Origin of the sequence: Glycomyces terrestris, from assembly GCF_003933745.1 — a bacterium.
In the GTDB taxonomy this organism is placed as follows: Bacteria; Actinomycetota; Actinomycetes; order Mycobacteriales; family Micromonosporaceae; genus Glycomyces; species Glycomyces terrestris.
In genome coordinates this window covers 279,448-301,627 of record NZ_RSEB01000004.1, presented here as the reverse complement: position 1 = coordinate 301,627, position 22,180 = coordinate 279,448, and the positions used below count along the sequence as shown (strand labels likewise).

The window sequence follows — 22,180 nt, the reverse complement described above, 5'->3', positions numbered from 1 at the left end:
GGTGAATGCCCAGCACATGCTAGGTTTAGCGCTATACCTTGGCGGAAGCTTAGCCCGTGGATGTCACACTTGTCAACGGCGGGCCACCGGAATCCGCTTGCTCGACCGGAAGGAGCCCTCTTGGGCGTCACGCTGAAGGACATCGCGGCGGAGGCCGGCGTCAGCCTCATGACCGTGTCCAACGTGGTCAACGGGAAGCAGGCCCGCGTCTCGGCGGCCACCCGCGAGCGCATCATGCGCATCGTCAAGGAGCGCGGGTACGTCCCCAGCGCCTCCGCGCGCAGCCTCGCCGCCCGCTCCTCCCGCCTGGTCGGGCTCCTCGTCCCCGCCGTCGGCGAGTCGAGCCTGACGATCGACCCGCACACCGTCGAGGTCGTCGGCATGCTCGAGCGCGAGCTGCGCCGCCTGGACTACCACCTCATGCTCCGCGGCATCTCCCGCCACGGCGAGATCACCGAGGCCCTGCGCTCGTGGAACCTCGACGGCGCGGTCCTCCTGGGCTTCAACGACGTCGTCATCGACCGCCTCACCGCCGCCGACGTCGGCGGCGTCGCCCTGGTCGCCATGGACTCCTACTCGGAGAACCCGCTCGCGCTCGAGGTCCGCTCCGACGACTTCGGCGGCGCCGAGCTCGCCACCCGCCACCTCGTCGGCCTCGGCCACCGCCGCATCGCCTTCGCCGGCCCCGCGTTCTCGGCCACCGGCGTCGTGCGCCGCCGCTTCGAGGGCTACCGGAAGGTCCTGGCCGAGCACGGCATCGGCTTCGACCCCGACCTCGTATCCGAAGTGGAGACCACGCACGCGGACGGCCTCGCGTACGGGCGGCGCCTGCCGCGGGAGCACCCGGACGTCACCGCCGTGTTCACCACCGCCGACATCCTCGCGATCGGCCTCATCGAGGGCCTGGCGGCCGCGGGCAGGTCGGTGCCCGGGGACGTGTCGGTGGTCGGCTACGACAACGCCGACCTCGCGGCGTACGTGACCCCCAAGCTCACCACCGTGGCCCAGGACCTGCCCGGCAAGGCCGCCGAGGCGGTGCGGCTCATGATGGACCGCCTCGCCGGCAGGGACCGCCCCGCGCAGGCCGTCTCGCTCGACGTGGCCCTCATCGAACGCGGCACCGCCGGCCCCCCGCCGGCCCGCTGACCGGCGGTTACACCTCTTTGGGGTGTCGGATGCCCGACACCTGCCGGTCGGCTTGCGATCAGGGTGCACCTGTGTCCGGAAGGTCGCGCTGCGTGGCCGAAAACGGGGCGGGGGCGGCGGCCGGCGCTGCGTAATCTGAGCCGGTGAACGCAGATTCCTCGTCCGTGAACTGGAAGAAGACCGGTTGGCTCGCCGGCGCCCTCGCCGCCGTCGGGGGCATCGTGGCGCTCCTTGCCAACCTCACCACGATCGCCGGATGGCTCGGCTACGGCCCCGAGGGCGAGGGCGCGTCCGTCGCGGCGCAGTACGTCAGCGACTGCGAGGACGACGGCTACACCCGGGAGCAGTGCCGTGCCTCCCGCGACCTCGACCCCTCGCCCGAGTGGACGGGGAAGCTCTACGAGGAGGGCGGGGACACCCGAGAGCCCACCGGCGACCCGGACCCCGGAGGCGACGGGGACGGGGACGGCGGCACCGACCCGACCGAGGGCCCGGACCCGCGGGAGGTCTACGTCGAGGAGTGCGAGGAGGACGGCAACCCCCAGATCGACTGCGAGTTCTCCTGGGAGTACGACCCGGAGGGCGTCTGGAGGGGCGTCCTCTACACCCCCTACGACGCCTACATCCGCGAATGCGAGGCCGCCGGCCACACGTTCGACGAATGCGACACCTCCTGGCAGCACGACACGAGCACCGAGTGGACCGGGCAGCTCGCCCCCGGCCCGACCGCCTCGGAGTACGACGTGTACGTGCAGGAGTGCCAGGACTACGGCGGCTACACCTGGGAGGAGTGCGACGGCTCCTGGTACCGCGACCCGAACAGTTACTGGACGGGCCAGCTGTACTGAGCGCGTGTCGGACGCCGGTGCCAGGATGGGGGCATGGACGAGACCGTGTACGAGGCCGCCGGCGGGGCCCCGGCGATGCGGGCGCTCGCGCGCGCCTGGCACGCCCGCTGCCTCGAGGACGAACTGACCCGCCACCCCTTCAGCCACCCCGGGCAGCACCCCGACCACCTCGAGCGCCTCGCCGCCTACTGGGGCGAGCAGCTCGGCGGCCCCGCCGTCTACACCGGCCTGTACGGGTCCCACGGCGGGGTGCTGCGGATGCACTCGGGCAACGGCGAGCACGCCGACCTCGACGAGGCCGCGCAGGCGTGCTTCGCGCTGGCGCTCGACGACGCCGGCATCCCGGCCGGCCTGCGGGGGCTGCTGCGGGACTGGTTCCGGTGGGCCGTCGGGCTCATGGCCGCCCACCCGCACGACCCGGGCGCGGGCGGCCTGGAGCCGCCGCTGCCGCGGTGGGGCTGGCACGGGCCGGAGTCCCCTTCGGACCCCGGCCCGGAGCGTTAGGCGAGGGCCGCGCCGTTGCTCGCGATGACCTCGCGGTACCAGTGGGCGCTGCGCTTGAGGGTGCGCCGCTGGGTCTCGTAGTCGACCCGCACCAGCCCGAACCGCTTCGAGTAGCCCTCGGCCCACTCGAAGTTGTCGAGCAGCGACCACACGAAGTAGCCCCGCAGGTCGACGCCGTCCTCGATGGCGCGCCCGGCCGCGCGCATGTAGCCCTCGAGGTAGTCGACGCGGTCGGCGTCGTCGACCGAGCCGTCCGCGGCCACGGCGTCCTCGAAGGACGCCCCCGACTCGGTGATGTAGACCGGCAGCCCGGTGTACTCGGCCGACAGGCGCGTCAGGACCCGGCGCAGGCTCTCGGGGTGGATCTCCCAGCCGAAGCCGGTGACGGCGTGCTGCGGGGGCAGGGCCCGGTTGCCGAGGTGGTCGTCGCCGGGGTCGGCCTCGACGACGAACCGGTGGTAGTGGTTGACGCCCACGAAGTCCAGGGGCTGGGCGATGAGCTCCATGTCGCCGGGCCGGACCGCCGCGAACGCGCCGGTGGGCGCGAAGTGGGCGAGCATGTCCTCGGGGTAGGCGCCGCGGAAGAGCGGGTCGAGGAAGAGGCGGTTGCCGCCGCCGTCCGCGAGGCGCGCGGCCGCGACGTCCTCGGGCCTGTCGGAGGCGGCCTCGATGTCGGTCAGGATGACCGCCGAGCCCACGCGCCCGGGGGCGTGCTCGCGGACGGCGGCCGCGGCCAGGCCGTGGGCGACGTTGAGGTGGTGGGCCGCGCGCAGGGCCGCGGTGCGGTCCTGGCGGCCGGGGGCGTGCACGCCGGAGTGGTAGCCGAGGAAGGCCGCGCACCACGCCTCGTTGATCGGGATCCACTCGTCGACGAGGTCGCCCAGGGCCTGCGCGGTGCGCCGCGCGTAGTCGCCGAAGCACTCGGCGACGGCGCGCTCGGGCCAGCCGCCCTCGTCCTCCAGCGGCTGCGGGAGGTCCCAGTGGTAGAGGGTGACGGCCGAGCGGATGCCCTTGGCGCGCAGGTCGGCCAGCTGCTCGCGGTAGAACGCGACCGCCGCGGGGTTGAGGTCGCCGCGCCCGGCGGGCTGGAGGCGGGACCAGGACACCGAGAGCCGGTAGGCGTTCAGGCCGATGTCGGCGGCGATCGCGAAGTCCTCGCGCCAGCGGTGGTAGTGGTCGCAGGCGACCGCGCCGGTGTCGCCGTTCTTGACCTTCCCGGGGGTGGCCGCGAAGGTGTCCCAGATGGACGGGCCGCGCCCGCCCTCGGCGGCGGCGCCCTCGATCTGGTAGGCGGCGGTCGAGGCGCCCCAGAGGAAGCCGTCGGGGAAGGGACTGGTCATGGTGTGCTCCTTGGGTGGTGTCATTTGTCCACGCCGGTCACGACGATCCCCTGGACGAAGACCCGCTGGGCCGCGAGGAAGATCGCGACGGGCAGGGCCAGCGCCAGGAGCGAGGCGGCGAGGATGAGGTGGGGTTCGGAGTTGTAGACGCCGCTGAAGTAGCTCAGGCCCACGCCGATGGGGACGATGTCGCGGTTGCCGGCGAGGTAGAGCAGCGGTTCGAAGAAGTCGTTCCAGGCGTAGAAGAAGTGGAACAGGCTCACGGCCGTCAGGGCGGGGACGGACTGGGGGACGATGACGCGCAGGAAGGTGCGGATCGGGCCGGCGCCGTCGATGCGGGCGGCCTCCTCCAGTTCCCGGGGGATCGTCAGGAAGTACTGGCGCAGCAGGAACACGTTGAAGGCGTTGGCGAACAGCTGCGGGACGATGAGCGGCAGGTAGGTGCCGACCCAGCCCATCTGGAGGAACACCGCGTACTTGGGCACGAGGGTGACGGCCGGGGGCAGCAGGATCGTCGCCATGAGGAGTCCGAAGAGGACGCCGCGGCCGGGGAAGCGGAAGCGGGCGAAGCCGTAGGCGACGACGGCGGAGGAGACGACGGTCAGGACCATGGTGACGAGGGCGTACATGAGGGTCCAGCCGGTCAGGCGCAGGAACGAGATGGTGTTCCAGGCTTCGGCGAAGTTGCCCCACTGGGGGTTGAGGCCGGTGACCGGTTCGAGGGTGCGCCAGCGGCCGTCCCACTCGATGGGGCCGGCGCCGGGGTCGCCGGGGTCGATGAAGACGCTCGACTCGCGGCCGGGCTCGACGAGGGCGAGCTCGCGGGTGGTGCCGTCGGGCATGGGGACGGCGTAGACGTCGTGGACCTCGCCCTCGTGTTCGAAGGTGAGCGCGGAGACGGGGAGGACGCCGGTGTTCGGGTCGGAGACGCCGTCCTTGTCCTTGAGGGCGGTGGCGGCGCCGTAGCCGAGGGGCATGAGGAACAGGACGGCGAGCAGGAGCGCGCCGAGGGTGGTCGCGAGGGTGAGGGTGATGCCGCGGCGCCTGCGGCGCAGGGCGCGCTCGGCGGGCGGGGCCTCGGCGGCCTCGGGGTGCGCGGCGGTGGCGGTGGCGGTCACGAGCGCTCCGTTCCGTAGTGGACCCAGTGGCGGGAGGTGCCGAAGAGGACGGCGGTGAAGACGGCGACGAGGAGGAAGATGAGCCAGGCCAGGGCGGCGCCGTAGCCCATGTCGCCGAAGACGAACGCCTGCTGGTAGAAGTGCACGAGCAGGAAGCGGCTGGCGCCGCCGGGCCGGCCGGTGGCGCCGAAGAGGACCCACGGGACGACGAAGTACTGGAGGATCGCGACCGAGCCGATCACGAGGTTGTAGAAGATGATCGGGGACAGCAGCGGCAGGGTGACGCTGCGCAGGCGCCGCCACCAGCCGGCGCCGTCGATCTCGGCGGCCTCGTACAGCTCGGTGGGGATGCCCTGGAGGCCGGCGAGGTTGACCATCATGGCGTTGCCGATGCCCCACAGGCCGATGAAGCTGAACGCGAACAGGACCAGGACGGGGTTGTCGAACCAGCGGATGCCGTCGGTGCCGACGGCGTCGATCCCGGTGAGGCCGATGAGCCGGTTGACCCAGCCGGTCTGGGGGTTGAGGACCTGCTGCCAGATGAGGACGCCGGCGACGAGCGGGATCATCGAGGGCGCGTAGAACAGCAGCCGGAAGAACCCGGTGAACTTCAGGTGCTTCGAGTTGAGCAGGAGCGCGAGGCCGAGGGCGGCGACGAGGCTGAGGGGCAGGAACAGCACGGTGAAGCGGAAGGTGGCGGCCAGCGCGGTCCAGGTGTCGGGGTCGGACAGGGCCCGCTCCCAGTTGGAGGTGCCGGCGAAGGTGGTCGCGCCGGGGTCGGTGAGCTGGAAGTCGAGGGTGGAGAAGACGAGGGAGGCGCCGATGGGGACGGCCCAGAAGAGGAGGAAGCCGATGAGCCAGGGGCTGATGAAGGCGTAGCCCCAGCGCGCTTCGCGGCGCTGCATGGGCCCGGCGGGGCGGCGCGCGGGGCGGTCGCCGCGCCGCCGCCGCGCGGGCAGGACCGCGTCGGTGAATCCGGACATGGGTGTGGCCTTTCGGGGGCGTGGTGGGAGGCGGGGGCCGGGCGGGCGGGGTGCCGCCCGCCCGGCGGAGGTGGGGCCCGGGGTGGCGGGCCTCAGGGAGTGCGGCTATTCGGCGGCGTCGAAGACCGCTTGGAGTTCGGCCTGGAGGTTGGCCAGTTCGGTGGGGACGTCGAGTCCGGCCTCCTGGTTGAACCTGGTGGCGTACTCGGCGAGGACGGCCTCGGATTCGAGGAAGTTGGGCATGCCGCCTTCGTGGGAGGGGTTGTCGACGTAGGACATGCCTTCGACGGCGGTGTCCCAGTTGATGTCCTGGCCTTCGAAGTTGGCGGCGCCGACGCGGTCGAAGTAGCCGTCCTGGAGGCTGATGCGGGCGGGCATGCCGCCGTAGGTCTGGGTGAGGGTCTCGGCGGCGTCGCCGATGAGGTAGGTGAGGACTTCGAACGCCTCGTCGGGGTGGGCGGTGTCCTTGGTGATGGAGAACGTGTCGGCGTGGAGCTTGGCGGTGGCGGTGCCGTCGTAGGAGGGGGCGGCGGCGGTGTCCCAGGTGCCTTCGAAGCCGGCCATGCAGCAGGTGGCGTACCACAGGTGGGTGTAGCCCATGGCGAGGTTGCCGGACTCGAACCAGGAGCCGGCGTTGAGCATGTCGGAGTCGCCGTAGGGGCCGTTGGGGATGAAGTGGTCGGTCCACATGCCGTCGTAGTACCACTGCTGGGCCTCGGCCCAGTGGGGCGGGATCTGGGCGTTGCCGTCGGCGTCGACGAGGGAGCCGGCGCCGAAGAGGGTGGACTGGGCGCGGATGTCGGCGAAGACGTTGCCGAAGCCGAACTGGACGATGTTCGCGGGGTCGAAGTCGGGGCTGGTGGCGTCGTTGCCCTCGGCGTCGACGGTGAGCTGCTTGGCGAGCTCGGTCATGGTCGCGATGTCCCAGACGTGCTCGGTGCCGTCGGCGTCGATGTAGGGGGCGCCGTACTCCTGGGGCGGGTAGGGCAGTCCGGCCTCGTCGAACAGGTCGAGGTTGACGTACATGAAGGAGGGGAAGACGGCGAAGGGCAGACCGATCTGGCCCTCCTCCTCGATGCGGTAGAAGTCGACCAGGGCGGGGTCGAAGTCGGTGAGGTCGTACTCGTTCGCCTCGATGTGGGGGGTGAGGTCGAGCCAGGCGCCGGGGAAGGTGGAGCGGCCGCGGATGCCCATGGGGCCGACGATGTCGGGGGCGTCGCCGGTGGCGATCTGGGTGGAGAGGATGTTGGGGGCCTGGTCGGCGTCGACGATCTCGAGGACGAGTTCGATCTCGTCCTGGCTGGCGTTGAACTCCTCGACGACCGCTTCCTGGGCGGGGATGGTGGGGGCGTCGGAACCGGCGCCCATGCCGACGAACCAGCGGATCTCGACCTTGTCGGAGGCGCTGGAGCCGCCGCCGCTGAGGCAGGCGGCCGCGGCGAGCAGGGCGGTGGCGCCGACGGCGGCGGCCTTGGCGGCCGCGGCGCCGCGGGCGCGGCGGGGAGGTGTGATCCTCATGGATGCTCCTTGGTGGGGCCGCCGGAGGACGCCGGCGACCGGGGAGGGATTCGGGAAGGTTCCTTTTCGGAGGGTCAAGGGTCGGGGAGCGCTCTCTGACGGGCGTCGCGGTCCCTGCGCCGCCCGGGACGACCGGGAATCGACGCGCTCCGGTCTGGGGCCCGGAGGTAGGCTGGAGCAGTAGGTCTACGACTTACTGTTAAGACTTAGATTAAGTAGCCCGACCCGTGCCGTCAATCTCCCCGCAATAACGGCATGGTCCCGGACGGGTAACGACACGGACTGGTGGACAGATGGCACGCCCCAAGCGGATGACCACGCGCGACCTCAAGCTCGGCAACCGGACGCGCCTGCTGCGGACGCTGTACTTCGACGGCCCGCTCACCCGCCGCGACCTCGCCCCCGCCACCGACCTGAGCACCGCCACGGTCTCCAACGCGACGGCCGAGCTCATCGCCGAGGGCATCCTCCGCGAGGCCGGGAAGGTCGACTCCGACGGCGGCCGGCCCCACATCCTCCTCGAGGTCGACCCCGGGCACGCCCTGGTCGTCGGCGTCGACGTCGGCGAGACCCACGTCCAGGTCGAGCTCCTCGACCTCGCCCTGACCGCGCGCGCCGCCGCCCGGTACGCCCTCGAGACCGGGCGGCACGACCCGGCCACCGTCATCGAGCACGTCGCCGCCGGCGTCAAGGAGGTGCTCGCCGCCGCCGCGGGCGCGCCCGTCCTCGGCGTCGGGGTCGGGGTGCCCGGCATCGTCGAGTACGGGCCCGGCGGCGTGGTGCACGCCCAGGCGTTCGGCTGGGACGCCGTCCCCTTGGGGCGCATGCTCGCCGAACGCCTCGACCCGCTCCAGGTCCACGTCGAGAACGGCGCGATGACGATGGGCCAGGCCGAGCTGTGGTTCGGCGCGGGCCGGGGCGCGGCGAACGCCATCATCGCCCTCATCGGCTCCGGCGTCGGCTCGTGCGTCGTCGCCGACGGGGCCCTGTACCGCGGCGCCGGCTCCAGCGCCGGCGAATGGGGGCACACCACCATGCGCGTCGACGGGCCCCGCTGCCGCTGCGGCAGCCGCGGCTGCCTGGAGGCGTACGTCGGCGCCGAGGGCATCCTCGACCGGTACCTCGCCGCCGCCGGCGCGGTGGACCTCGCCGGCGGCGAGGAGGCCGCGCTCGCCCGCCTCCTGGACGACCCCTCCCCCGCCGCGCGCGCGGTCGTCGACGAGACCGTCCGCTACCTCGGCGCCGGCCTGGCCGACCTGCTCAACCTGTTCAACCCCGAGCTCATCGTCATCGGCGGCTGGGCCGGCCTCATGCTCGCCGGCCGCCGCCTCGCCGACATCACCGCCGCCACCGGCGAGTACGCGCTCAAGCAGCCGTTCGCCAGCGCCCGCATCGTCCCCGGGCGCCTCGGCCCCGACGCCGTCGCGAAAGGCGCCGCCACCCCGGTCATCTCGCGGTTCCTCGGCGGCGCGTGACAGGTCGCAAGGGCCGCCGGATCACCTTTGACGCGTTCTTGACGGCCGAACCGGCGAAACGCGGGAATGATTAGCAGGTGCCACGTGGACAACTCCGGATCTATCTCGGCGCGGCCCCCGGCGTCGGGAAGACCTTCACCGCGCTCGAGGAGGCCCGCCGCCGCGCGGCGCGCGGCACCGACGTCGTCATCGGCTTCGTCGAGACCCACGGCCGCCGCGCCACCGCCGCGCTGATCGGCGGCCTCGAGACCGTGCCCCGCCGCGCCCTGGAGCACCGCGGGGCGGTCGTCGAGGAGTTCGACGTGGACGCCGTCCTGCGCCGCGCCCCCGCGGTCGCGCTCGTCGACGAGCTCGCGCACACCAACGCCCCCGGCTCGCGCAACGAGAAGCGCTGGCAGGACGTCGACGAGCTCCTCGACGCCGGGATCGACGTGATCTCGACGGTGAACGTGCAGCACCTCGAATCCCTCAGCGACGTCGTCGCCGAGATCACCGGCGTGCCGCAGCGCGAGACCGTCCCCGACGAGGTGGTGCGCCGCGCCGACCAGGTCGAGCTCGCCGACATCACCCCGGAGGCGCTGCGGCGCCGCATGATCCACGGCAACGTGTACCCGCCCGAGAAGGTGGACGCGGCCCTGTCGAACTACTTCCGGCTCGGCAACCTCACCGCGCTGCGCGAGATCGCCCTGCTGTGGCTGGCCGACAAGGTCGAGGACCAGCTCGAGCAGTACCGCGAGGCCCAGCACATCACGAAGGTGTGGGAGTCCAAGGAGCGGGTCGTGGTGGCGCTGTCGGGCGGCGACGAGGGCGACACGCTCATCCGGCGGGCCGCGCGCATCGCCGCGCGCTCGGGCGGCGCCGACCTCAGGGCCGTGCACGTCGCCTCTGGGGACGGGCTCACCAGCGCGACGTCGGCGCGGAACCTCGCCCGCCAGCGCAACCTCGTCGAGGCCCTCGGCGGCTCCTACCACCAGGTCGTGGGCGACTCGATCCCCGACGCGCTGCTGGAGTTCGCGCGCGGCGCGAACGCGACCCAGCTGGTCCTCGGCGCCTCGCGGCGGGGCCGGTTCGCGCAGGCGATCTCCCGCGGCGTCGGGGTGACGACCACGGCCCGGTCGGGGAAGATCGACGTGCACCTGGTCAGCCACGAGCGGGTGGCGTCGGTCAAGCGGAGCCGCACCGGCCGGTACCTGATCGGCGCGGCGCGCCGGCGCCTGGGCATCGGCCTGGCGTTCCTCGGCATCCCCGCGCTCGTGGTGGTGCTCATCCCCTTCCACGAGGAGCTGTCGCTGACGACGATGATCCTCATCGTCCTCACCGCGGTCATGGCGCTGACGCTCACCGGCGGCATGTGGCCGGCCCTGCTGGGCGCGCTCATCGGGTTCTTCCTCCTCAACTACTTCTTCGCGACCCCGTACTACGAGTTGAAGATCCACGACCAGGAGCAGCTGATCGCCCTGGTGATCTTCGTGGCGCTGGCGCTCGGCGGGGCCGCGGTGGTGAACCTGTCGGCCGCGCGGGCGCGGCTGGCGGCGCGGGCCAGCGCCGAGGCGCAGACCCTGGCGACGCTCGCGGGGAACGTGCTGCGGGGCGGGAACCGCCTCGACGACCTGCTGGAGCAGCTGCGGGAGACGTTCGGGCTGGCGTCGGTGACGCTGCTGGAGCGGGCGCAGCCGGGCGCGGGCCCGGACGAGCGGCGCGACCCGAAGGCGTGGCGGGTGGTCGCGCACGCGGGCGCGGCGTGCGGGTCGCCGGGGGCGGCCGAGAACGACCTGCCGATCGACGACGACCTCGCGATGGCGCTGCGCGGGCACACGCTGGAGGCGGCCGACCGGCGCATCGCGCAGGCGTTCGCGATGCACGCCGCGGCGGCCCTGGAGCGCGAGCGGCTGGAGCGGCAGGCCGCGACGGTGCAGCGCCTGACGGACGCGGACAAGCTGCGGACGGCGCTGCTGGCGGCCGTCTCGCACGACCTGCGCACGCCGCTGGCGTCGGCGCGGGTCGCGGTGTCGAGCCTGAAGTCCACCGGGGAGCTGTTCTCGGCGGCCGAGCGCGAGGAGCTGCTGGACTCGGCGGAGCAGTCGCTGGCGCGCTTGACGGGCCTGGTGGACAACCTGCTGGACATGAGCCGGCTCCAGGCGGGGGTGCTCGGGGCCGACCCGGTGCCGATCGCGCTCGACGAGGCGGTGCCGTGGGCGCTCGACGAGATCGGCGACGCCGCGGCCGACGTCAGCCTGGACGTGCGCCCGGACCTGCCGGAGGTCCTGGCCGATCCGGGCCTGCTCCAGCGGATCCTGGTGAACGTCATCGCGAACGCGCTGCGGTACAGCCCCGGGGGCGAGCCGCCGCGGGTGACGGCGGGCATCCACGGCGGCGCGGTGGAGCTGCGGGTGGTCGACCGCGGCCCGGGCGTGCCCGACGAGGACCGCGAGACGATGTTCCGCCCGTTCCAGCGGCTCGGGGACCGGGACAACACGACGGGCGTCGGCCTGGGGCTGGCGCTCTCGCGCGGCCTGGCCGAGGCGATGGGCGGCTCGCTGACCGCGGAGGCGACTCCGGGCGGCGGGCTGACGATGGTGCTGGCGCTGCGGGTCGCGGCGTCCGATGGAGAGGGTGCCGAGTGATCAAGGTCCTGGTGGTGGACGACGAGCCGCAGATCGCGCGGGCGCTGCGGATCAACCTGGCGGCGCACGGCTACGAGGTGACGACTGCGGCCGACGGCGCGCAGGCGCTGCGGGCGGCCGCGGCGGTGGTGCCGGACCTGGTGGTGCTCGACCTGGGCCTGCCGGACATGGACGGCTCGGAGGTGATCGAGGGCCTGCGCGGCTGGTCGAAGGCGCCGATCCTGGTCCTGTCGGGCCGGGCCGCGAGCGCGGAGAAGATCGCGGCGCTCGACGCGGGCGCGGACGACTACGTGACCAAGCCGTTCGACATCGGGGAGCTGCTGGCGCGGGTGCGCGCGGCCACGCGCCGCTCCGGGCCCGGTTCGGACTCGCCGGTGACGGCGATCGGGCCGGTGACGGTGGACCTGGCGGCGCGGGAGGTCCGCCGGGACGGCGAGGAGGTGCGGCTGACGCCGACCGAGTGGCAGCTCCTCGAAGTGCTGCTGCGCAACCCCGGGAAGCTGGTGAGCCAGCGCGAGCTCCTGCACCGCGTCTGGGGCCCCAACTACGACCGGGAGACGAACTACCTGCGCCAGTACATGGCGCAGCTGCGGCGCAAGCTCGAGGCCGACCCGGCGCGGCCGGTGCACCTGCTGACCGAGCCGGGCATGGGGTACCGGTTCCGGCCCTAGCCGGTGCCGAACCTCTGACAGCCGCTCCTCCCCCGGGTTCGTGCCAGGTGCGCGGCGGGGCGTGACGGGAGCGCGGCGCGCACCTAGAGTTGTGGCCGCAGCAGTGGACGCGAGAACGGGAGCGGGACATGGCGACGGAGACCGGGGCGAGGCCTGGCGCGGCGGTAGCACTGTGGACGGCGGCGGTGCTGTTCGCGGCCTTGGCGGTCGCGAAGATCGCGCTGTACGGGGACTTCACCGCGGACTCCGGCGTCGGGTGCGTCTCCCGGCAGAACCCGGACTTCGTGGCCTCGTGCGAGCAGTTCGAGCCGGCCGCCTGGTACCTGCCCTACTGGCTGGCGGTCCTCGGCTACACCGCCTTCGCGGTCCTGTTCGCGGTCGCGGCCGTGCGGGCCGCTCGCGGCGCCGGCCGGCGGTTCGCGCTGGTGGTCGCGGTCCTGGCGGTCGTCCTCGCCGTCGTGCCGGGCGTGTTCGACCTGGGGTGGCGCTTCGCGATCGCGGCCTCCTCGGAGCCCGACCGGTGGGTGGCCGAGTACGTGCGCGACGGGGTGCCGGGCTGGTACGGCCCTGTCGAGGCCGCGGCGCTCGTGGCCGCGGCGCTCGCCGCGGTCGTCGCGGTGCTGGTGCTGCGCAGGCGCGCCTGACATCAGCGGGTTCCGAGGGCCTCGGCGAGTTCGCCGAGGCTCTCGGCGTGCCAGTCGAAGGCGTCGCCGTCGCCGGGCGGGTCGCCGACGGGGCGGCGGACGTAGGCGGTGCGCATCCCGATCGCCTGCGCGCCGCGCAGGTCCCAGGCGTGGGCGGCGACCATGAGCAGGCGCTCGGGCGGGCAGCCGACGGCTTCGACGGCGAGCCGGTAGACCTCGGGCGCGGGCTTGTACGTGCGGGCGTCCTCGGCCGTGAGCGCCTGGTGCCAGCGCAGTCCGGCGTTCGCGGTGAGGTGGAGCAGGGCGGCGCGGCCGGCGTTGGAGAGGGCGAGCACGGGCCGGCGGCGGGCGATGCGCTCGAGGCCGGCGGCGGCGTCGTCCCAGGCGGGGTGGCGGCGGCCGGCGGTGGCGAGGCGGTCGAGGACGGCCGCGTCGGTGATCCCGGCGTGCTCGGCCACGAACTCGGCGGCCTCGCGGTCGAGGACGTCGGTGGTGGCGAAGGGCCGCTCGCCCTTGACGATGCGGTCCTGTTCGCGTTCGATGTGCCGCTGCCACAGTGCGAGGAGCGGGGCGGTGTCGGCGCCGGGGGCGGCCTCCCGGATGGCGGCGGCGAGGCCGCGGGTCTCGTCGACCATGGTGCCCAGGACGTCGAAGACGACGGCTTCGATCGGCGCGTTCATGTGTGCTCCTGTCGCTCGCGGTGCGTCGGGGGCGATGCTATCCGGCGAGGACGGGCCGGACCGAGCCGCGGAGGACGAGGTGGGCGCCGAGGACGGTGTGCGGGGGCGGGCCGCCGTGGCGGGCGTGTTCGAGGGCGAGTCGCACGGCGGTGCGGCCGAGCTCCTCGTGGGGCTGGTAGACGGTGGTGAGGTCGATGTCGGCGGCGGGCGGGAGGTCGTCGAAGCCGATGAGGGAGACGTCGCCGGGGACGGTCAGGCCCCGTTCGAGGAGGGCCTGGCGGGCGCCGGCGGCGATCTGGTCGTTGGCGGCGAAGACGGCGGTGAAGTCGGGGGCGCCGGCCGTGAGGCGCTCCTGCATCATGCGGTAGCCCTCGCGGCGTTCGAAGGTGCCGTCGGCTTCGAGGCCGGGGTCGTGGGGGACGCCGTGCGCGGCCAGGGCGCTGCGGTAGCCCTCGACGCGCGCGTCGGCGGTGGTGAAGCCGGTGCGCCGGCCCAGGTAGAGGATGCGCTTGTGGCCGTTGGAGAGCAGGTGGCTGGTGGCGGCGAACGCGCCGCCGGTGTTGTCGTACTCCACGACGACGGCGGGCGCGTCGGGGCCCAGGGGCGGGCGGCCGCACAGGACGAGGCGCGAGCCGATGGCGGCCAGCGCGTGGGCGTAGCGGCTCATGCGGGCGCGGTACTCGTCGTCGGCGTTGACGTCGCCGGCGAGGATGACGGCCTCGGGGTGCTGCTCGCGCATGAACCGGACCATGGCGAGCTCGCGTTCGGCGTCGCCGCCGCTGGTGCCGATCTGGCACAGGCGCGAGTCCTCGGCGGCCTGGGTCTGGACGCCTTGGGCCACATGGGCGTAGTGCGGGGAGGTCACCGAGTTGACGATGATGGCGATGCTCTTGCGGGTGCTGCCCTGGAGGGCGCGGGCGTGGTGGTTGGCGACGTAGTCGAGCTCGTCGACGGCCTTCATGACCTTGGCGCGGGTGGCGGGGGCGGCCGGGTAGGTGCCCGAGAGGATGCGGGAGACGGTCGCCACCGACACCCCGGCGCGCTCGGCGACCTCGCGGATGGTGGTGCTGCGCTTGCCGGTGCCGCTCGTCTTGCGCGCCAAGCTGACCGCCTTTGTTTCAGGGTTTTCAGGAAACGGTTCCTGAAACGATGATTCCCCGCCGGGCGGCCCGCTGTCAAGTCGGGGGCGGGCGGAGCGGGATCGGCCGGGTCGGGGTGGGCGGTCTGGGAGTTGCATCGTTTTCACTCCGGGTTGCGCGTCGACGCCCGGGACGACGCCGCGTCGCCCGCCCCGGCCGACTGCCATCAGGGCGGCTCCGAGCCCGGCGGGCAAACCGCTATCAACAGGGCGATTCCTCCGTGCCTTGAAGTTGAGATCAAGAAAATTAAGATTCTCGCGTTGACTTCTTGAATATCTCAAGATACAAATGAAGGACGGGAATCGTCGTCGAGGAAGGGCACGGGATGGACTGGCAGGAGCTGACCGATCTGACGCGCGGACAGGAGTTCAAGGTCGAGCGGGTCCGGCTCACCGAGAGCTGGATTGCGATCGAAGGCGAGTTCGAGCCGCCGCAGCTGGCGCAGCTCAGCGCCGAGGACCAGGTGTTCGTCGCCGCGTTCGTCCGGTCCCACGGGTCGATCAAGGAGATGGAGCGGGTCTTCGGCATCAGCTACCCGACGGTCAAGGCCCGGCTCAACCGGATCGCCGACCAGCTCGACTTCGTCGAGACCGAGCCCGTCCCGACCGGAGCGGACGTCATCGAGCGCCTCCGGCAGGGCCGGATCAGCGTCGAGGAGGCGCTCGCGGAACTCGAGAGGTCGAGATGATGCCCCAGCTGGTGACGGCGCGCTGGCGCCGCCGCGACGGCCGCCGGCGGCGGCTGTTCCTCCCCGTGGTGCCGATCGTGCTGCTGCTGTCGCCGCTGCTCGTGTTCACCGTCATCGGCGGGATCGTCGCCTGCCTCATGTACGGCCTGCCGCCCCTGCGAACACTCGCCGGCGTGGGGCGGCTCTTCGGGGCGCTGCCGGGCGCCCGCTTCGAGTTCGAGCAGGGCCGCACGGCCGTGTTCGTCTCCGTCAGATGAAAAGGAAACCAGGAGCCATGAACGAACAGCGACGCCAGATCCTCCAGATGCTGGCCGAAGGCAAGATCACCGCCGACGAGGCCGAGCGCCTCCTCACCGCCGTCGAGACGGTCGAGGAGCCCGACGCGGCCCCGGCCCGCGGCAAGGCGCGGCCGAAGTACCTGCGGCTCATCGTGGACGCGAACGACGAGCACAGCGGCGAGACGAAGGTGAACATCCGCGTCCCCCTCAAGCTGCTGCGCGCCGGCATGCGCCTCGCGGTCTTCGTGCCGCCCCAGGCGCTCGAGCGGGCCAACCAGGAGCTGGTCAAGCAGGGGGTGCCGATCGACCTCACCGAGATCAAGCCGAACCAGCTCGAAGACCTCGTCGACGCCCTCGACGACCTCACCCTGGACGTGGACCAGACCGACACCAAGGTCCGCATCTACTGCGAGTAGCCGTGATCGGCCTGGGCCTGCTGCTCACCCTCTACCCGCCGCCGAGGCGGGCGCCCGCGCCGGCCCCGCCCGAGCGCGCGGACGCGGCGAAGCCGGCCCCCGGCGCCGCACCCCCGCCGCCCGACCGCACCACTTGATCCGCAAGGGAAACCAGGCGGGCCGGCCCGGCGGGGCCAGCCCGCCGCCCGCGTCGGTCCGCGGCGCGGAGGCCGCGGGCGGGGGAAGTGCCCGGCCCGGGCGCGCGCGGCCGGCCTGCGGTACGTTCCGTGGGGTGAGCGAGACTTCCGTATCCGAGGTGGCCCGCTGGTTCGCGGAGGCCGAGGCGGCCGTGGTGCTGACCGGGGCCGGCATCTCCACCGAGTCGGGCATCCCGGACTTCCGCGGGCCGCAGGGGGTCTGGACGAAGAACCCGGCGGCCCAGTTCATGTTCACCTACGACAACTACGTGGCCGAACCCGAGATCCGCCGCAAGGCGTGGGCGGCGCGCCTGGCGAGTCCGGTGTGGACTGCCGAGCCGAACGCGGGGCACCGGGCCCTGGTCGACTACGAGCGGACCGGGCGGCTCCGGGCGGTCCTGACCCAGAACATCGACGGCCTCCACCAGGCCGCCGGCTCGGCGGCGAACCGGGTCGTCGAGCTGCACGGCACGGCCCGGGAGGTCGTGTGCCTCTCCTGCGGCGACCGCAACCCCATGCCCGAGGTGCTGCCGCGGATCGAGGCGGGCGAGGACGACCCGGCCTGCCTGGAGTGCGGCGGCATCCTGAAGTCCGCCACGATCTCCTTCGGGCAGTCGCTCGAACCCGACGTGATCGAGGCGGCGGTGGCCGCGACGCGCGGCGCGGACCTGTTCGCCGCCGTCGGCACCTCCCTCGGCGTCTACCCCGCCGCGGGCCTGTGCGACTACGCGGTCGCCCGCGGCATCCGACTCGTCATCGTCAACGCCGAGCCGACCCCGTACGACGAGGACGCCGACGCCGTGCTGCGCGAGCCGATCGGCGAGGTGCTGCCGCGGCTCGTGGCGGGCGCGTAAGCGAGGCGGCGGCGGGTGGATTCATCCTCGCGGAGTTCGGTCCGACGCCGCTCCCCCGGTGCGGTTCAGGCGCCGTCGCGGACCGCGATCGCGGCGTGGACCCGGGCGTTGCGGTAGGCCCTGAAGGTGCGCTCGTGCGGCCGCGGGTCGGCGGCGAGGAGGTCGCACGCCTCCCGGAAGCGCTCAAGCGCCTCGGGGAACCGGTCCTGGCAGAACAGCGCGGTCCCCAGTTCGTGGACGGCCCGGTACCGGAGCCTGGCGAGGGAGCGGTCGCGCCCGGGGTCGGCGAGGGCGGACAGCGACCGGCGCAGCAGGGCTTCGGCGGCCGCGTCCCTGCCGTTCGCCAGCAGGCACTGGGCGGCGGTGAGGTTGAGGTACTCGCGCTCCCAGGCGTCGTCGGCGCGGGGCCGCTTGCGGGCCTCCTCCAGCAGCGGCAGGGCGAGCGCCACTTCACCGGCGTCATGGAGCATGCCGCCGAGGAGCTGCGCGAACCAGTGCCGCTGGTCGGCGTCGAGGCCGAGGCGGCGCCGCTCGCCGATGAGGCCCTCGAGCAGCGCGGTGAACCGGGCGTGGCCGCCCGCCGCGCGGTGGCGGTCGGCGAGGTCGAGCACGGCGAGCACGTACGGGGCGCCGCCGCCGTCGTGCAGTGACGCCGCCTCCTGCTGCGCGCGTTCGATCCTGCGCGCGGCGCGGGCGCCGCCGATCGGCTGCTCGGCGCGCTGGACCGCGCGCAGGCGGGCCACGAGGACGGGGTCGTCGGGGCCGAGCAGGACGCTCGCCTCCCTGACGGCGGTCCCGAGGTGGTCGCGCAGGTGGCGGGCGTGCGCCCCGGCCGCGTCGAGGGCCTCCGCGTATCGGAGGCGGACCTCGTGGAGCACGGGGTCGAGCCGGGACAGCTGGAGCTCGGCGAGGTTGACGGCGCGGTTCGCGGCGTTGACGCGGCGGCGGGCCGGGACGCGGTGCCCCGGGTCGTCGTCCTCGGCGACGAAGCGCCGCAGCATCGCGGCGGTCTCCTCGTACCGCTCCTGCTCCGTCTTCCCGAACACCCGGCCTCCGCTCCTCAGGGGACCAAGGTATCCCCGGTCGGCGGGACCGGTCCCGCGAGGCCCGGCCGCGCGCGGGGGCACGCCTCATCGACCGCACCGAGCCGAGGCACCGGCTGCGAGGCCCGGCCGCGCGGGGCGCGGCCGGGCCGGCGGTCAGGAGCGGGCGGACGCGGGCGCCGGCACCGGCCGGAGCGCGGGGCCGCTGGAGCGGTCCAGGGCGCCGGACCAGGCGGTGACGGCGAAGGCGAGCGCGGCCATGACCGCGCCGACCCACAGCGGCGAGGTGAAGCCCAGGCCCGCGCCGATGGTCACGCCGCCGACGTACGCGCCGATGGAGATGCCGAGGTTCGCGCCGGAGGAGGCGATGGCCGAGGCGAGCGTCGGCGCGCCCTTCGCCTTGTCGATCGCGCGGGTCATGAAGCCCGGCACCGTGGAGAAGCCCGCGCCGCCCAGGAGCATCAGCGTGACCGCGGCGGCGACCTGGAAGTGCGCGGTGAACGTGAACGCGACCAGCACGACCGTGAGCAGGGCCGTGGTGACCAGCAGCGTCGGCACCTGGGCCCGGTCGGCGAAGCGGCCGCCCAGGAGGTTGCCGACGACCAGGCCGACGCCGAACAGGACGAGCAGGCCGGTGAGCGACCCGGACGAGTACCCCGCGACCTCGGTCATGAGCGGCGCGACGTAGCTGTAGCCCGCGAACAGCGCGCCGATGCTCAAGCCCGCGATGGCGACCGCGAGCCAGACCTGGAGGCGCTTGAACTCGGCGAGCTCGCGACGCAGGCTCGTCTCCTCGGGCCGCGGCTGCTTCGGCACCAGGAACACGATGCCGAGGAGGCTGACCACGCCGAACACGGTGATCATCCAGAACGTCGCGCGCCAGCCGTAGCCCTGGCCGACCCAGGTCCCGAGCGGGGAGCCGACCACGTTGGCGACGGTGAGGCCGGTGAAGACCATCGAGATCGCGCGCGAGCGCTTCGACTCGTCGACGAGGTCGGCGGCGACCACGGAGGCGACGCCGAAGAACGCGCCGTGGCAGACGGCGGCCACGATGCGGCCGGCCATGAGCAGGCCGTAGGTCTCCACGACCGCGGCGATCATGTTGCCGGCGATGAACAGCAGCATGAGGATGACGAGCATGTGCTTGCGCGGCAGGCGGGTCCCCGCGGCGGTGGCGATGGGCCCGCCGACCACGACGCCGAGCGCGTAGCCGGAGATGAGGAGGCCCGCGGTCGGCAGGCTCACCCCCATCTCGTCGGCGATCTCGGGCAGCAGGCCCGAGACCACGAACTCGGTGGTGCCGATACCGAATGCGCTGATCATCAGCGCGAAGAGTGCAAGAGGCATGGCCCTCCGGACTCCTTCTCTTGGAATGCATGGACGTTGGGCGGGCGGCGGCCGGAGCCTCCCGGTAGGACGGGGACGCCTCGCGCCCCGAAGCCATTCTATGCATAAGCATAAGACGCCGATGCATGTATTGCAAGCGCAAGTTATGGAAGTGCATGGTAAAGTTCTCTTGCAGCGCCGCGACACGGCCGGATCGAGGAGGTCGACGACATGCCACTCGTCAGCACGGTGAGCCCGCGCATCGAACTCCCCTCCGCGCTCGAGCGGCACTGGCAGTCGATGCGCCTCCTCCAGGGCCGGATCGACGACGCGGCCGGCCGCGCCCTGAGCGCCGAGCACGGCCTCTCGCTCTCCGAGTACACCGCGCTCGCCGCGCTCCACTACTCCGACGACGACGGGCACCTGCGCCAGCAGATCCTCGCCGACGCCATCCCGCTGAACCAGAGCTCGCTCAGCCGCCTCGTCGGGCGCCTCGAGAAGCTGGGCCTGACGGAGCGGTACGTGTGCCCGAACGACCGCCGCGGCGTCTACACCCAGATCACCGCGGCCGGACGGGCCAAAGTGGAGGAGGCCCGCCCGACCTACCTGCGGGTCCTGCGCGAGCACCTGGGCGAGGCGGCGGAATCCGGCTCCACCGCGGTCGCGCAGCCGCTCGGCCGGACCCTGGCGGAGGACGGCGGGGCCTAGCCCCGCGCGGTCGCGATGCGGCCCAGCAGGTCCCGCGGTGCGGCGACCGTCAGGTCGACCTCGCCCGCGGCCGCCCCGAGCCCCGGCCCGGCGATCCCCGAGACCCGCGCGCCCGCCGCGCGGGCGGCCCGGACGCCCACTTCGGCGTCCTCGACCACCAGGCAGTCCCCGGGCGGCACGCCGAGGCGGCGCGCGGCCGCGAGGTAGCCCTCCGGATCGGGCTTGCCGCGGACGACGTCGTCGGCCGTGACCAGCACGTCGGGCACGCGGAATCCGGTGGCGCGCAGCCGGGTCGAGGCGGTCGGGCGGCTGCCCGAGGTGACGATCGCCCACGGCAGGCCGCGGGAGGTGAGCTCCTCGGTGAGCTCGACGGCCCCGGCGCAGGCGCGCACGCCGGCGAGGTCGGCGGCCTGGACGCGTTCGAGCTCGGCGCCCTCGGCGGCGGGGTCGAGGTGCGGGGTCAGCAGCTGCACGGTCTCGAAGGCGCGCCGGCCCGGCAGCAGCGGGACCACGTCGTCCCAGCGCAGCCGGTGGCGGGCGGCCCAGTCGCGCCACACGCGGTCGATGACCGCCGAGGAGTCGACCAGGACGCCGTCGAGGTCGAACAGGACGGCGCGCGCCGAAGCCGCGGCGTCCACAGTTGATCTGGTCTCCATGGGAGGCTCCTTGCGTCGCGGGACCGCTCCCGGCACGGGGCGTCCGTGCCGGGAGCGGCGGGCGCGGCGGGGGGACTGCCGCGCCCCGGGGGTCGTCACCCGAGGAGCCGGAGCGCCTCGTGCTGGGAGACGGCGCCGCCGGTCTCCAGCTGCCGGACCGCGTTCTCCAGGAACAGCACCCCGTACAGGTAGTGGCCCTGGGCGAGGTCGATCGGGCTGAGCGCGGCGTCGTCGTCCTCGTTGGTGCGCTTCTTGATGTCCGAGAGGCGGCAGGCCGCCTCGCCGAGCAGGTGGAAGGCGTGCCCGAGCAGGTACCGGCTCTCCCAGCCGGGGTCGCCCGCGGTCATCTCGCGGAACGGCTCCAGCGAGCGCATGAGCGGCAGCAGCCCGTGCGCGGCCTCCAGGTAGGACGGGTAGTTCCCGCCCCGGATCGCCACGGTCCAGCCGTCCGCGGTGGACGCCATGTCGAAGCCCTTGCGCAGCCCCGGGTCCCAGACCGTGAAGCTGAAGAGGATCTTCGCCAGGTCGTACGCGGGGTCCCACGGGTCGAGGGTGCCGCGCGGGTCGATGATGCGGTACCCGCCGCCGCCTGCCGCGAGCCGGTCCCCGTCGGTGACCAGGATGTTGCGGGTGTTCAGGTCCCCGTGCACGGGGTGGAACAGGTGGGGCGGGTCGATGCCCGCGGTCAGGGCCGGGTCCTCGATGACCCGCATGGCGAGTTCGAGCGGGTTGCGGCACGAGACGCCGTTGACGGTGATCCGGTCGGCCTCGGTCAGCTCGGCCGGGAGGTACTGGCGCAGCAGCCAGAACCGGCGCGAGAGCCGGTCGCCGTGGATGTCGGCGATCTGCCCGCGGTCGGCGGGCGTGCGCTCGCGCAGGTAGCCGTGGCCGATGAGGTCGCTCAGGATCGCCTTGAGCTCGGTCTCGTACCGCTCCCCGGGCGCCTCGCCGCGCCGCAGCGGCTCGGCGATGTCGCGGTTGGGGTAGAACGGCATCGTGTACGCGGCCCATTCGTCCCCGTAGAACTCCGAGGACAGCTCGGTGTAGACGTCCCGGAGCTCGGGGGCGTCCCGGCGGACCTTCTCGATCTGGCGGATCTTGACGCGGAACGACTCGAGGTCGTGGCCGTCGACCGCGCCGGGGAGGTCGACCAGGAGCTTGACGACCTGGTCGGGGCCGTCGGGCAGCGAGACGCGGACGAGGCGGGCCGGGGAGCCGCCCTCGGTCAGCTCCTCGCTGGCGACCGCGCCCATGCGGTCGACGAGGTCGGCGAGGACGCGCGCTTCGACGTCCTCGATGTCGGTGGCGTCCAGGGGGGCGACGGTCTGTCGGGTGTTCATGCGGC

The 22,180-nt window shown here is 73.3% G+C and carries 22 protein-coding genes; 12 read left to right on the top strand and 10 right to left on the bottom strand.

Annotated elements, in window-relative coordinates; all coding sequences use genetic code 11:
* Nucleotides 1–120: 120 nt before the first annotated feature.
* From EIW28_RS15455 to EIW28_RS15445, 3 genes are all read left to right on the top strand, one after another.
* Nucleotides 121–1,146 carry a LacI family DNA-binding transcriptional regulator gene (locus EIW28_RS15455; RefSeq protein WP_125248615.1) on the top strand — a complete coding sequence of 342 codons (1,026 nt, stop codon included), beginning with the start codon at nucleotides 121–123 and terminating at the stop codon, nucleotides 1,144–1,146.
* A 143-nt stretch (nucleotides 1,147–1,289) separates the two neighbouring features.
* A complete protein-coding gene (locus tag EIW28_RS15450) occupies nucleotides 1,290–1,994 on the top strand; it encodes a hypothetical protein (protein WP_125248614.1) in 705 nt (234 codons plus the stop codon).
* A gap of 33 nt (nucleotides 1,995–2,027) precedes the next feature.
* A complete protein-coding gene (locus tag EIW28_RS15445) occupies nucleotides 2,028–2,498 on the top strand; it encodes a globin domain-containing protein (protein WP_125248613.1) in 471 nt (156 codons plus the stop codon).
* Here the strand turns inward: EIW28_RS15445 and EIW28_RS15440 are convergent.
* The 4 genes from EIW28_RS15440 to EIW28_RS15425 form a co-directional block, all read right to left on the bottom strand.
* Nucleotides 2,495–3,838 (bottom strand): GH1 family beta-glucosidase, encoded by a 1,344-nt coding sequence (locus EIW28_RS15440; RefSeq protein WP_125248612.1) that lies wholly within the window; start codon nucleotides 3,836–3,838, stop codon nucleotides 2,495–2,497. The two genes, EIW28_RS15445 and EIW28_RS15440, sit on opposite strands and share 4 nt — an antisense overlap.
* Nucleotides 3,839–3,858: 20 nt before the next feature.
* The gene (locus tag EIW28_RS15435) at nucleotides 3,859–4,956 is read right to left on the bottom strand and encodes a carbohydrate ABC transporter permease (protein WP_197717292.1); all 1,098 of its coding nucleotides are present in this window, start codon (nucleotides 4,954–4,956) and stop codon (nucleotides 3,859–3,861) included.
* Complete coding sequence (locus EIW28_RS15430; RefSeq protein ID WP_125248611.1) at nucleotides 4,953–5,939, bottom strand: carbohydrate ABC transporter permease; 987 nt, start codon at nucleotides 5,937–5,939, stop codon at nucleotides 4,953–4,955. The genes EIW28_RS15435 and EIW28_RS15430 overlap by 4 nt, the downstream gene beginning before the upstream one ends.
* 105 nt (nucleotides 5,940–6,044) lie before the next feature.
* On the bottom strand, nucleotides 6,045–7,457 hold the full coding sequence (locus EIW28_RS15425) for an ABC transporter substrate-binding protein (RefSeq protein ID WP_125248610.1): 1,413 nt from the start codon (nucleotides 7,455–7,457) through the stop codon (nucleotides 6,045–6,047).
* A gap of 293 nt (nucleotides 7,458–7,750) precedes the next feature.
* On the opposite strand from EIW28_RS15425, the gene EIW28_RS15420 reads away from it, so the two are divergent.
* The 4 genes from EIW28_RS15420 to EIW28_RS15405 all read left to right on the top strand — a co-directional run bounded on the left by EIW28_RS15420 (nucleotide 7,751) and on the right by EIW28_RS15405 (nucleotide 12,871).
* On the top strand, nucleotides 7,751–8,932 hold the full coding sequence (locus EIW28_RS15420) for an ROK family transcriptional regulator (protein WP_125248609.1): 1,182 nt from the start codon (nucleotides 7,751–7,753) through the stop codon (nucleotides 8,930–8,932).
* 77 nt (nucleotides 8,933–9,009) lie between these two features.
* Nucleotides 9,010–11,556 carry a sensor histidine kinase gene (locus EIW28_RS15415; RefSeq protein WP_125248608.1) on the top strand — a complete coding sequence of 849 codons (2,547 nt, stop codon included), beginning with the start codon at nucleotides 9,010–9,012 and terminating at the stop codon, nucleotides 11,554–11,556.
* Entirely contained in the window at nucleotides 11,553–12,227 is a 675-nt protein-coding gene (locus EIW28_RS15410; RefSeq protein WP_125248607.1) for a response regulator, read from the top strand. The genes EIW28_RS15415 and EIW28_RS15410 overlap by 4 nt, the downstream gene beginning before the upstream one ends.
* 128 nt (nucleotides 12,228–12,355) lie before the next feature.
* A complete protein-coding gene (locus EIW28_RS15405) occupies nucleotides 12,356–12,871 on the top strand; it encodes a hypothetical protein (protein WP_125248606.1) in 516 nt (171 codons plus the stop codon).
* A gap of 2 nt (nucleotides 12,872–12,873) precedes the next feature.
* Here the strand turns inward: EIW28_RS15405 and EIW28_RS15400 are convergent, their stop codons facing one another.
* A complete protein-coding gene (locus EIW28_RS15400; protein ID WP_125248605.1) occupies nucleotides 12,874–13,551 on the bottom strand; it encodes a haloacid dehalogenase type II in 678 nt (225 codons plus the stop codon).
* A 37-nt stretch (nucleotides 13,552–13,588) separates the two neighbouring features.
* Nucleotides 13,589–14,653 (bottom strand): LacI family DNA-binding transcriptional regulator, encoded by a 1,065-nt coding sequence (locus EIW28_RS15395; protein WP_197717291.1) that lies wholly within the window; start codon nucleotides 14,651–14,653, stop codon nucleotides 13,589–13,591.
* Between the two features lie 362 nt (nucleotides 14,654–15,015).
* Here EIW28_RS15395 and EIW28_RS15390 point away from each other — a divergent pair, with 362 nt between their 5' ends.
* The 4 genes from EIW28_RS15390 to EIW28_RS15375 all read left to right on the top strand — a co-directional run bounded on the left by EIW28_RS15390 (nucleotide 15,016) and on the right by EIW28_RS15375 (nucleotide 17,102).
* Nucleotides 15,016–15,378 carry a DUF2089 domain-containing protein gene (locus EIW28_RS15390; protein ID WP_125248603.1) on the top strand — a complete coding sequence of 121 codons (363 nt, stop codon included), beginning with the start codon at nucleotides 15,016–15,018 and terminating at the stop codon, nucleotides 15,376–15,378.
* The gene (locus EIW28_RS15385) at nucleotides 15,378–15,635 is read left to right on the top strand and encodes a hypothetical protein (protein WP_197717290.1); all 258 of its coding nucleotides are present in this window, start codon (nucleotides 15,378–15,380) and stop codon (nucleotides 15,633–15,635) included. The genes EIW28_RS15390 and EIW28_RS15385 overlap by 1 nt, the downstream gene beginning before the upstream one ends.
* A gap of 17 nt (nucleotides 15,636–15,652) precedes the next feature.
* Nucleotides 15,653–16,072 (top strand): SHOCT-like domain-containing protein, encoded by a 420-nt coding sequence (locus EIW28_RS15380; protein WP_125248601.1) that lies wholly within the window; start codon nucleotides 15,653–15,655, stop codon nucleotides 16,070–16,072.
* Nucleotides 16,073–16,343: 271 nt separating this feature from the next.
* On the top strand, nucleotides 16,344–17,102 hold the full coding sequence (locus tag EIW28_RS15375; RefSeq protein ID WP_125248600.1) for an SIR2 family NAD-dependent protein deacylase: 759 nt from the start codon (nucleotides 16,344–16,346) through the stop codon (nucleotides 17,100–17,102).
* Between the two features lie 65 nt (nucleotides 17,103–17,167).
* Here EIW28_RS15375 and EIW28_RS15370 read toward each other — a convergent pair whose 3' ends face one another.
* Entirely contained in the window at nucleotides 17,168–18,148 is a 981-nt protein-coding gene (locus EIW28_RS15370) for a tetratricopeptide repeat protein (protein WP_125248599.1), read from the bottom strand.
* Nucleotides 18,149–18,301: 153 nt separating this feature from the next.
* The gene (locus tag EIW28_RS15365; protein WP_125248598.1) at nucleotides 18,302–19,492 is read right to left on the bottom strand and encodes an MFS transporter; all 1,191 of its coding nucleotides are present in this window, start codon (nucleotides 19,490–19,492) and stop codon (nucleotides 18,302–18,304) included.
* A 210-nt stretch (nucleotides 19,493–19,702) separates the two neighbouring features.
* Here EIW28_RS15365 and EIW28_RS15360 point away from each other — a divergent pair, with 210 nt between their 5' ends.
* Nucleotides 19,703–20,179 (top strand): MarR family winged helix-turn-helix transcriptional regulator, encoded by a 477-nt coding sequence (locus tag EIW28_RS15360; protein ID WP_125248597.1) that lies wholly within the window; start codon nucleotides 19,703–19,705, stop codon nucleotides 20,177–20,179.
* On the opposite strand, the gene EIW28_RS15355 is transcribed toward EIW28_RS15360, so the two are convergent.
* A complete protein-coding gene (locus EIW28_RS15355) occupies nucleotides 20,176–20,835 on the bottom strand; it encodes an HAD-IA family hydrolase (RefSeq protein WP_125248596.1) in 660 nt (219 codons plus the stop codon). The genes EIW28_RS15360 and EIW28_RS15355 overlap by 4 nt on opposite strands.
* Before the next feature lie 95 nt (nucleotides 20,836–20,930).
* Complete coding sequence (locus EIW28_RS15350; protein ID WP_125248595.1) at nucleotides 20,931–22,175, bottom strand: aminoglycoside phosphotransferase family protein; 1,245 nt, start codon at nucleotides 22,173–22,175, stop codon at nucleotides 20,931–20,933.
* Nucleotides 22,176–22,180 lie beyond the last annotated feature (5 nt).

Bases quoted from the DNA above. Each gene is read 5' to 3' on its own strand.
- EIW28_RS15445 (WP_125248613.1), top strand. From the start codon at position 2,028: ATGGACGAGACCGTGTACGAGGCCGCCGGCGGGGCCCCGGCGATGCGG.
- EIW28_RS15440 (WP_125248612.1), bottom strand. From the start codon at position 3,838: ATGACCAGTCCCTTCCCCGACGGCTTCCTCTGGGGCGCCTCGACCGCC.
- EIW28_RS15430 (WP_125248611.1), bottom strand. From the start codon at position 5,939: ATGTCCGGATTCACCGACGCGGTCCTGCCCGCGCGGCGGCGGCGCGGC.
- EIW28_RS15425 (WP_125248610.1), bottom strand. From the start codon at position 7,457: ATGAGGATCACACCTCCCCGCCGCGCCCGCGGCGCCGCGGCCGCCAAG.
- EIW28_RS15420 (WP_125248609.1), top strand. From the start codon at position 7,751: ATGGCACGCCCCAAGCGGATGACCACGCGCGACCTCAAGCTCGGCAAC.
- EIW28_RS15405 (WP_125248606.1), top strand. From the start codon at position 12,356: ATGGCGACGGAGACCGGGGCGAGGCCTGGCGCGGCGGTAGCACTGTGG.
- EIW28_RS15400 (WP_125248605.1), bottom strand. From the start codon at position 13,551: ATGAACGCGCCGATCGAAGCCGTCGTCTTCGACGTCCTGGGCACCATG.
- EIW28_RS15390 (WP_125248603.1), top strand. From the start codon at position 15,016: ATGGACTGGCAGGAGCTGACCGATCTGACGCGCGGACAGGAGTTCAAG.
- EIW28_RS15385 (WP_197717290.1), top strand. From the start codon at position 15,378: ATGCCCCAGCTGGTGACGGCGCGCTGGCGCCGCCGCGACGGCCGCCGG.
- EIW28_RS15380 (WP_125248601.1), top strand. From the start codon at position 15,653: ATGAACGAACAGCGACGCCAGATCCTCCAGATGCTGGCCGAAGGCAAG.
- EIW28_RS15365 (WP_125248598.1), bottom strand. From the start codon at position 19,492: ATGCCTCTTGCACTCTTCGCGCTGATGATCAGCGCATTCGGTATCGGC.
- EIW28_RS15360 (WP_125248597.1), top strand. From the start codon at position 19,703: ATGCCACTCGTCAGCACGGTGAGCCCGCGCATCGAACTCCCCTCCGCG.
- EIW28_RS15355 (WP_125248596.1), bottom strand. From the start codon at position 20,835: ATGGAGACCAGATCAACTGTGGACGCCGCGGCTTCGGCGCGCGCCGTC.
- EIW28_RS15350 (WP_125248595.1), bottom strand. From the start codon at position 22,175: ATGAACACCCGACAGACCGTCGCCCCCCTGGACGCCACCGACATCGAG.